The sequence below is a fragment of the Bacillus sp. 7884-1 genome (assembly GCF_002272245.1).
Taxonomy (GTDB): Bacteria; Bacillota; Bacilli; order Bacillales; family Cytobacillaceae; genus Neobacillus.
Genome location: NZ_NPDD01000362.1, coordinates 1 through 356 on the forward strand (window position 1 = coordinate 1; position 356 = coordinate 356).

At 34.0% G+C, this 356-nt stretch carries 1 pseudogene; it reads right to left on the reverse strand.

Annotated features, from left to right (window positions below):
* Window positions 1-87: 87 nt before the first annotated feature.
* Window positions 88-356, reverse strand: a pseudogene (locus CHI06_RS30285) (hypothetical protein); the annotation flags it as partial.

Consider the following 356-nt stretch of genomic DNA (forward strand, 5'->3'; position numbering starts at 1 on the left):
CAAAGAAGACCGGTTTCCAATGGAAGCCGGTCTTCTTTGTATTAAAAAAAGGAGGTTTCTACGTTAATAGAACCCTCCCAATCAAAGTTACCAGCATCTACATCTGAATAAACAATTAATATTTCTGCATTGTTTGCGTTCACTGTAATCATTTTCATGCTTTTGGTTTTCACAAGGATTACAAGAATCTTTTTTCATTTGATTATTCTTGTTGTTTTGTTTATACGTACGGGTATAATCATATTTTTTGTATTGATCGTGTTGGTCGTTTCGGTCTTGTTTTTTGCATCCGCAATCATCGTGCTTGTCATTCATGTCCTGCTTTTTACAATCATCATGTCTTTCATTTTTGTCAT